The sequence below is a fragment of the Sporolactobacillus vineae DSM 21990 = SL153 genome (genome assembly GCF_000377985.1).
In the GTDB taxonomy this organism is placed as follows: Bacteria; Bacillota; Bacilli; order Bacillales; family Sporolactobacillaceae; genus Sporolactobacillus; species Sporolactobacillus vineae.
In genome coordinates, this window is sequence record NZ_KB899074.1 from 1 (window position 1) to 5,557 (window position 5,557).

The 5,557-nt window shown below is 49.6% G+C and carries 5 protein-coding genes; 3 read left to right on the forward strand and 2 right to left on the reverse strand.

The genetic code is table 11. The annotated features are described in order from the left end of the window. Positions 1-351: 351 nt before the first annotated feature. Together D889_RS0114565 and D889_RS0114570 are read right to left on the reverse strand one after the other, a co-directional pair. On the reverse strand, positions 352-1,644 hold the full coding sequence (locus D889_RS0114565; RefSeq protein ID WP_010632915.1) for a glutamate-1-semialdehyde 2,1-aminomutase: 1,293 nt from the start codon (positions 1,642-1,644) through the stop codon (positions 352-354). Positions 1,645-1,784: 140 nt separating this feature from the next. Next, complete coding sequence (locus D889_RS0114570) at positions 1,785-2,411, reverse strand: NUDIX hydrolase (protein WP_010632914.1); 627 nt, start codon at positions 2,409-2,411, stop codon at positions 1,785-1,787. Positions 2,412-2,535: 124 nt separating this feature from the next. On the opposite strand from D889_RS0114570, the gene D889_RS0114575 reads away from it, so the two are divergent. From D889_RS0114575 to perR, 3 genes are all read left to right on the forward strand, one after another. Further along, positions 2,536-3,534 carry a zinc-binding dehydrogenase gene (locus D889_RS0114575; RefSeq protein WP_010632913.1) on the forward strand — a complete coding sequence of 333 codons (999 nt, stop codon included), beginning with the start codon at positions 2,536-2,538 and terminating at the stop codon, positions 3,532-3,534. Between the two features lie 63 nt (positions 3,535-3,597). Continuing rightward, on the forward strand, positions 3,598-4,065 hold the full coding sequence (bcp, locus tag D889_RS0114580; RefSeq protein ID WP_010632912.1) for a thioredoxin-dependent thiol peroxidase: 468 nt from the start codon (positions 3,598-3,600) through the stop codon (positions 4,063-4,065). 372 nt (positions 4,066-4,437) lie between these two features. After that, positions 4,438-4,911 carry a peroxide-responsive transcriptional repressor PerR gene (gene perR / locus D889_RS0114590; protein WP_018962457.1) on the forward strand — a complete coding sequence of 158 codons (474 nt, stop codon included), beginning with the start codon at positions 4,438-4,440 and terminating at the stop codon, positions 4,909-4,911. The last annotated feature ends 646 nt before the right edge of the window (positions 4,912-5,557 follow it).

A 5,557-nucleotide genomic window follows, 5' to 3' on the forward strand; every position in this document is an offset into this window, starting at 1 on the left:
TCTCCCCGGGTAAGAGCGATAACCTTCGTGCCATGTCACTGCCAGCTCTACTGCTTGTCATTTTGAGCGGTATTGGACTTTGGTTTGTTTAGCAACCTTATCCATGACGCACAGCCTTATAGCTGGTTCTTATGCATCAGTTCAGCACTTTGCTTTAGACTTCCTTCAGATTCTCCCTCACGGGGGACACCCTTGTCCTCAGCTAGTAGTTCCGACCGCTACAGCCTACAGCGGACTTTCACCGCCAAATTATCGCCCATGCCGGGCGCACTAAAAAAAGCTGCGGCCCGATAATGAGCCGCAGCAGTATTTGAGAGTAAGCCTTTAGTCGTAATCAGATCTTTTTCAGTTTCATTTTGCCAGTTCGGACAGTGCGTAGTCGACGGCGTCGAGCGTGTCGTCAATATCTTTGTCCGTATGTTCCGTTGTCAGGAACCAGGCTTCGTACTTGGACGGGGCGAGGTTCACGCCTTTCTCCAGCATCAGTTTGAAGAAGCGGCCGAACATCTCCGTATCCGTTGCCTTAGCTTCTTCATAGTTCGTGATTTCATGATCGGAGAAGTAGACCGTCATCGAGCCGCCAATCTGGTTGATCGCAATCGGCAGGCCGTATTTCTCATTGATCGACAGAATGCCGTCTTTCAGTTTCTTGCCGAGACGGGCCATCCGTTCGTAAATACCCGGTGTCTGCAGCACTTCAAGGCAGGCAATGCCAGCAGCCATCGACAGCGGATTACCCGCCATCGTGCCGGCCTGGTAAGCCGGTCCGAGCGGTGCGACTTCTTCAATAATCTCCTTACGGCCGCCGTAGGCACCGATCGGCAGACCGCCGCCGATGATCTTGCCCATCGCGGTCAGGTCCGGGGTAACCCCCAGATAATTCTGAGCGCCGCCGTATGTAAAGCGGAAGTTCGTGATGACTTCATCATAGATCACGACGGCTCCGGCTTTGTGAGCAATCCGGTTGATCGCTTCGAGAAAGCCCGGTTTCGGCATAACCATGCCGAAATTGCCGACGATCGGTTCGACAAGGACGCCGGCAATTTCGTCGCCCCATTTATCGAATGCATCCTGAAGCGTTTCGACGTTGTTGTACGGCACCGTGATCACTTCGTGCGCCGTGCCTTCGGTGACGCCGGCGGAATCCGGCGAACCAAGCGTGGACGGACCCGATCCGGCTGCAACCAGCACAAGATCAAAGTGGCCGTGATAGCTGCCGGCAAACTTCAGAATTTTTTCCCGGCCGGTATAGGCGCGGGCCACACGCACGGTGGACATGACCGATTCCGTACCTGAATTGGTGAACCGGAGTTTATCAATCGACGGAATCGCCTTTTTAATCATACCGGCCAGATCGGTTTCAAGCTTCGTCGGTGTGCCATAGAGGACGCCGAGTTCGGCCTGTTTCTTAATCGCTTCTGTAATATGCGGATGGGCAAATCCGGTGATAATCGGGCCGTAGGCGGCCAGATAGTCAATATACCGGTTCCCGTCGACATCGTAAAAATAGGCCCCCTTTCCGCGGGCCATAAAAACAGGCGCGCCGCCGCCGACCGCCTCATAGGAACGGGAGGGACTGTTGACGCCCCCCACGATATTTTTCAGTGCTTCGTTGTAGAGCTTTTCCGAAGTTTCAATATTCATCAGTGATCTCTCCTCCTGGCTGATTGTGAATGTGAATAAGACAGCATTATTATCGAACTGTCTGTGACCGTAGTCACACTCCCAGTATCCGCCAATTCGACCCATCTGGCAAGAATCGCCTTTTCATATCACAAAAAGTGTTATTCGAACATCCGGTGATTCATTAATGAAACAAAATGTTCGAGAATCCGGGCAGTCAGGCCCCAGATCGTTCTTCCTTTATATTCGAAGAAAGGTTCGACAACGCTCTGGGCACGGAACGGGTAGTTCCGTCCGCAATGAATCCGGTCGAACGGAAAATCCTGATCTTTATCCGGAGAAAAACTGAGTGTAAATCTCTCCGGCATCTGCTTCATCAGCCAGGGGAGCGGTATCGTGAATGTTTCCGCAACCTCACCAGTATTCGGCCGGATCACCGCGGCCGGATCGATCACGCCGACGAACGGGTAAATAAACAAATCGGAGGAAGCGATGCATGTGGCCATTCTTCCGATGATTTTGATGGCGTCTTTGGTGACGCCCAGCTCTTCACATGTTTCACGAATGGCTGTTTCCCGGAGCGACGCGTCGATCTTTTCACTGCGCCCGCCAGGGAAGCAGATGTCCCCCGGTTGTCTTTTTAGCTGCCTGGAACGTACTTCAAGCAGTATCGACCATGTATTCTGATCAGAAATCAGCGGAATGACTACAGACGATTTTTTTGCCACATCTTCGCCGATGATGGCGCCGTCGTTTTCAATCCGCCGCTGAATGCTTTTTATATCCATTTTTATCACCTGTAATTTATGCGAACTAGACACATTTATTTTAACATATTGATCCATTTACCGGCATGGCGTATCGGTTGAGTTCTCACACTTCTTTTGAGAAAATGAACCTGAGGTGAGCGTTATGAAGGCAATGGTTCATGAAAAACATCCGGGGTTTGCCGGATTGACTTATCATACTGATTTTCCGGAACCCGAAGCCGGCCCGGGTCAGGTGAAAATCGCTTTGAAATCGGCCGGACTGAATCACCGCGATCTGTTCATTGTACAGGCGCGTCATAAGGCTGAGGATGCACCGCTGATCATCGGATCCGATGGTGCCGGCGTGATCACAGAAACAGGCGAAGGGGTTTCCGGCGTACATGTTGGGGACGAAGTCGTGATCATCCCCAGCCTGAGATGGGAGAAGGAATCCCCGGCACCGCCGTCCGATTTTGAGATGCTCGGCTTACCGGACAACGGCACACTGGCTGAATCAATTGTCATTGCTGCCGGACAGGTGGCACCGAAGCCGGCTTATCTGTCCTGGACGGAAGCCGGCGTTCTGCCCTTGTCTGCACTGACCGGCTATCGGGCGTTGTTCACCCGCGGCGGTCTGAAACAAGGTGAGACGGTCTTTATTCCAGGCATCGGCAGCGGTGTGGCGACCTATATGCTGCAGATGGCCAAAGCCATCGGGGCGAAGGTCATTGTCTCATCCCGGTCAGATGAAAAACTCGAACGGGCGAAGAAGCTCGGCGCCGATATCCTCCTTAAGAATGATCAGGACTGGGCTGAAGCACTTGGCGGAAAAAAGGTGGACCGCGTCATCGAAAGTGTCGGTGCAGCGACATTCAACCGTTCACTCAGTTTGCTCAAACCCGGGGGCACCATCGTCGCGTTCGGTGCATCGGCCGGTGATGAGATCACGATGGATCTGAGAAATTTCTTCTATAATCAATGGAACCTGCATGGATCGACGATGGGCAGCATCGAAGAGTTTCATAAAATGCTGAAACTGTTCACGCGTTTTCAGATTCATCCGGTTGTGGACAAAGTATTCGATCTGCCGGATACAGTCAACGCTTTGCAGCGGCTCAAGGAAGGCGCACAGTTTGGAAAAGTCGCCGTCTCCATCAACTGATTACCGAAATCGCAATCATGGCAGGCGAGAATTTAAGGCTAAAATTTATTGGAGGTAAATAATATGCTTGAATCAGGAATTAAAGCACCGGATTTTACTTTGAAGGCAACGGACGGCAAGGACGTGACCCTGTCAGATTTTCAAGGGAAGAATGTCGTTCTTTATTTCTATCCGAAAGACATGACACCCGGCTGCACGACCGAGGCCTGCAACTTCAGGGATCAGAACAGCCTGTTTGAAAAACTGAACACGGTCGTTCTCGGTGTCAGCCCCGATCCGATTGAGAAACATCAGAAATTCACTGAGAAGCACGAACTGCCCTTTACACTGCTTTCCGATCCGGAACATACCGTGTCGACCGAGTACGGAAGCTGGCAGCTGAAGAAAAATTACGGCAGAGAATATATGGGCATCGTCCGCTCCACTTTCCTGATCGATAAGACCGGAACGATCGCTAAAGTCTGGCCGAAAGTCCGGGTGAACGGACATGTGGAAGACGTTTATACTTATGTAAAAGAAAATCTGGCCTGACCGGATGATTCACCTTTCTGGAACTGGTGCTTGCACATGCACCGGTTCAGGGTACATAATAAAAAGTTGTGTCTGTGCGGTGCCGCTTATTCATGAAAAGAGAATGAATAATATGCGGAATCAGCAGCTCCTGGTTTGCCCAGTTGAGAAGGCGGACGTGCTGATGAAAAAATTGCGGCGACTATCGCATCCGGTTATCGTGAATAATCACCGGATACTGCGGTAAGAATATATTGGCAGAAGCCGCAACTGTTGACAGCATGCAGACAAACAGGGTAAACTGACAATGTAATTATAACCATTTTAATGTGATAATTGGTTTTAATTATGAGCCGATGTCAGAAAGCGAGGTGCCTGACGGTGAGCACAGATATGGAAAAAGTGGATAAGGCGATTGATCTGTTGAAAGATTCAGGTGTCAGGATCACACCGCACCGTCATGCCATCCTTGAATATCTGGTCATTTCTGAATCACATCCGACGGCCGATGAAATTTACAAGGCGCTGGAACATAAGTTTCCGAACATGAGCGTTGCGACGGTCTATAATAATTTGCGTGTATTCAAGAAGACAGGTCTCGTGAAAGAACTGACTTATGGTGATGCCTCAAGCCGATTCGATTTTTCAACAAAGCCTCACTATCATATCATCTGCAATAAATGCGGAAAAATCGTTGATTTTTATTATCCCGGACTCAATGAAGTCGAGACACTGGCGGCACAGGTGACCGGATTCACAGTGAACGGCCACAGGCTGGAAGTGTACGGTATCTGTCCGGATTGCCAGAACAAAGCAGCAAAAGATAAGGATGGAGACCATCCGGATCAGGTATCGGTGACGGAATAAACTTTAGTTTTTTTTCTGATGAAAGGTGAAAGGCCGTTTTGCTGCGGACAGCAGTAAAACGGCCTTATTGCTGCTTCCGGAAATTGCCCGGTGTGTTTTTAAAAAAGTAGTTGACGTTCCGGCGGATGCATGGTAAATTATATAGCGTTGTCTTTGCGATGAGCGAATGCCTGTACAGACATGAAAACGAATCTGGTCGATGAATGGTATTGACTTTACTGGGTTCTGATGGTAATATATTTTGTGTCTTTTTGAATGGCTGAATGATTGGCTGCTGTTGAAAAAAGCAGATTCCGGATTTCAGTTATCTTAAAAAGGTATTGACATTTTCTTCATCAAGAAGTATGATAGATAGGTTGCTGTTTGAATGGTTCCTTGAAAACTAAATAAAAGCCAAGCGTGATTGGAAGGGTAAACCCCTTTTAGTCAATTCAATTTTGCTGAGGATCGAATGAACGAAAATGTAAGAAACGGAAGCTGAGGCTTTCGCAGGGATCGTTCAAGGGCGAGGACAAAAAGGGCCGAGGAGTTCGAGGAAGCGAAGGCGCGAGTACCGGAGCGTATTGCGATACGTGAGGAATGAAGCGGCAAGCTGACAAAGAAATCCGACAGCCATTTTCCTGGAGCCATTGAATTTCCCCTTTTT

What these genes read in the sequence shown, in the direction of transcription:
- D889_RS0114565 (WP_010632915.1), bottom strand. Translation starts at nt 1,644, where the DNA reads ATGAATATTGAAACTTCGGAAAAGCTCTACAACGAAGCACTGAAAAAT.
- D889_RS0114570 (WP_010632914.1), bottom strand. Translation starts at nt 2,411, where the DNA reads ATGGATATAAAAAGCATTCAGCGGCGGATTGAAAACGACGGCGCCATC.
- D889_RS0114575 (WP_010632913.1), top strand. Translation starts at nt 2,536, where the DNA reads ATGAAGGCAATGGTTCATGAAAAACATCCGGGGTTTGCCGGATTGACT.
- bcp (WP_010632912.1), top strand. Translation starts at nt 3,598, where the DNA reads ATGCTTGAATCAGGAATTAAAGCACCGGATTTTACTTTGAAGGCAACG.
- perR (WP_018962457.1), top strand. Translation starts at nt 4,438, where the DNA reads ATGGAAAAAGTGGATAAGGCGATTGATCTGTTGAAAGATTCAGGTGTC.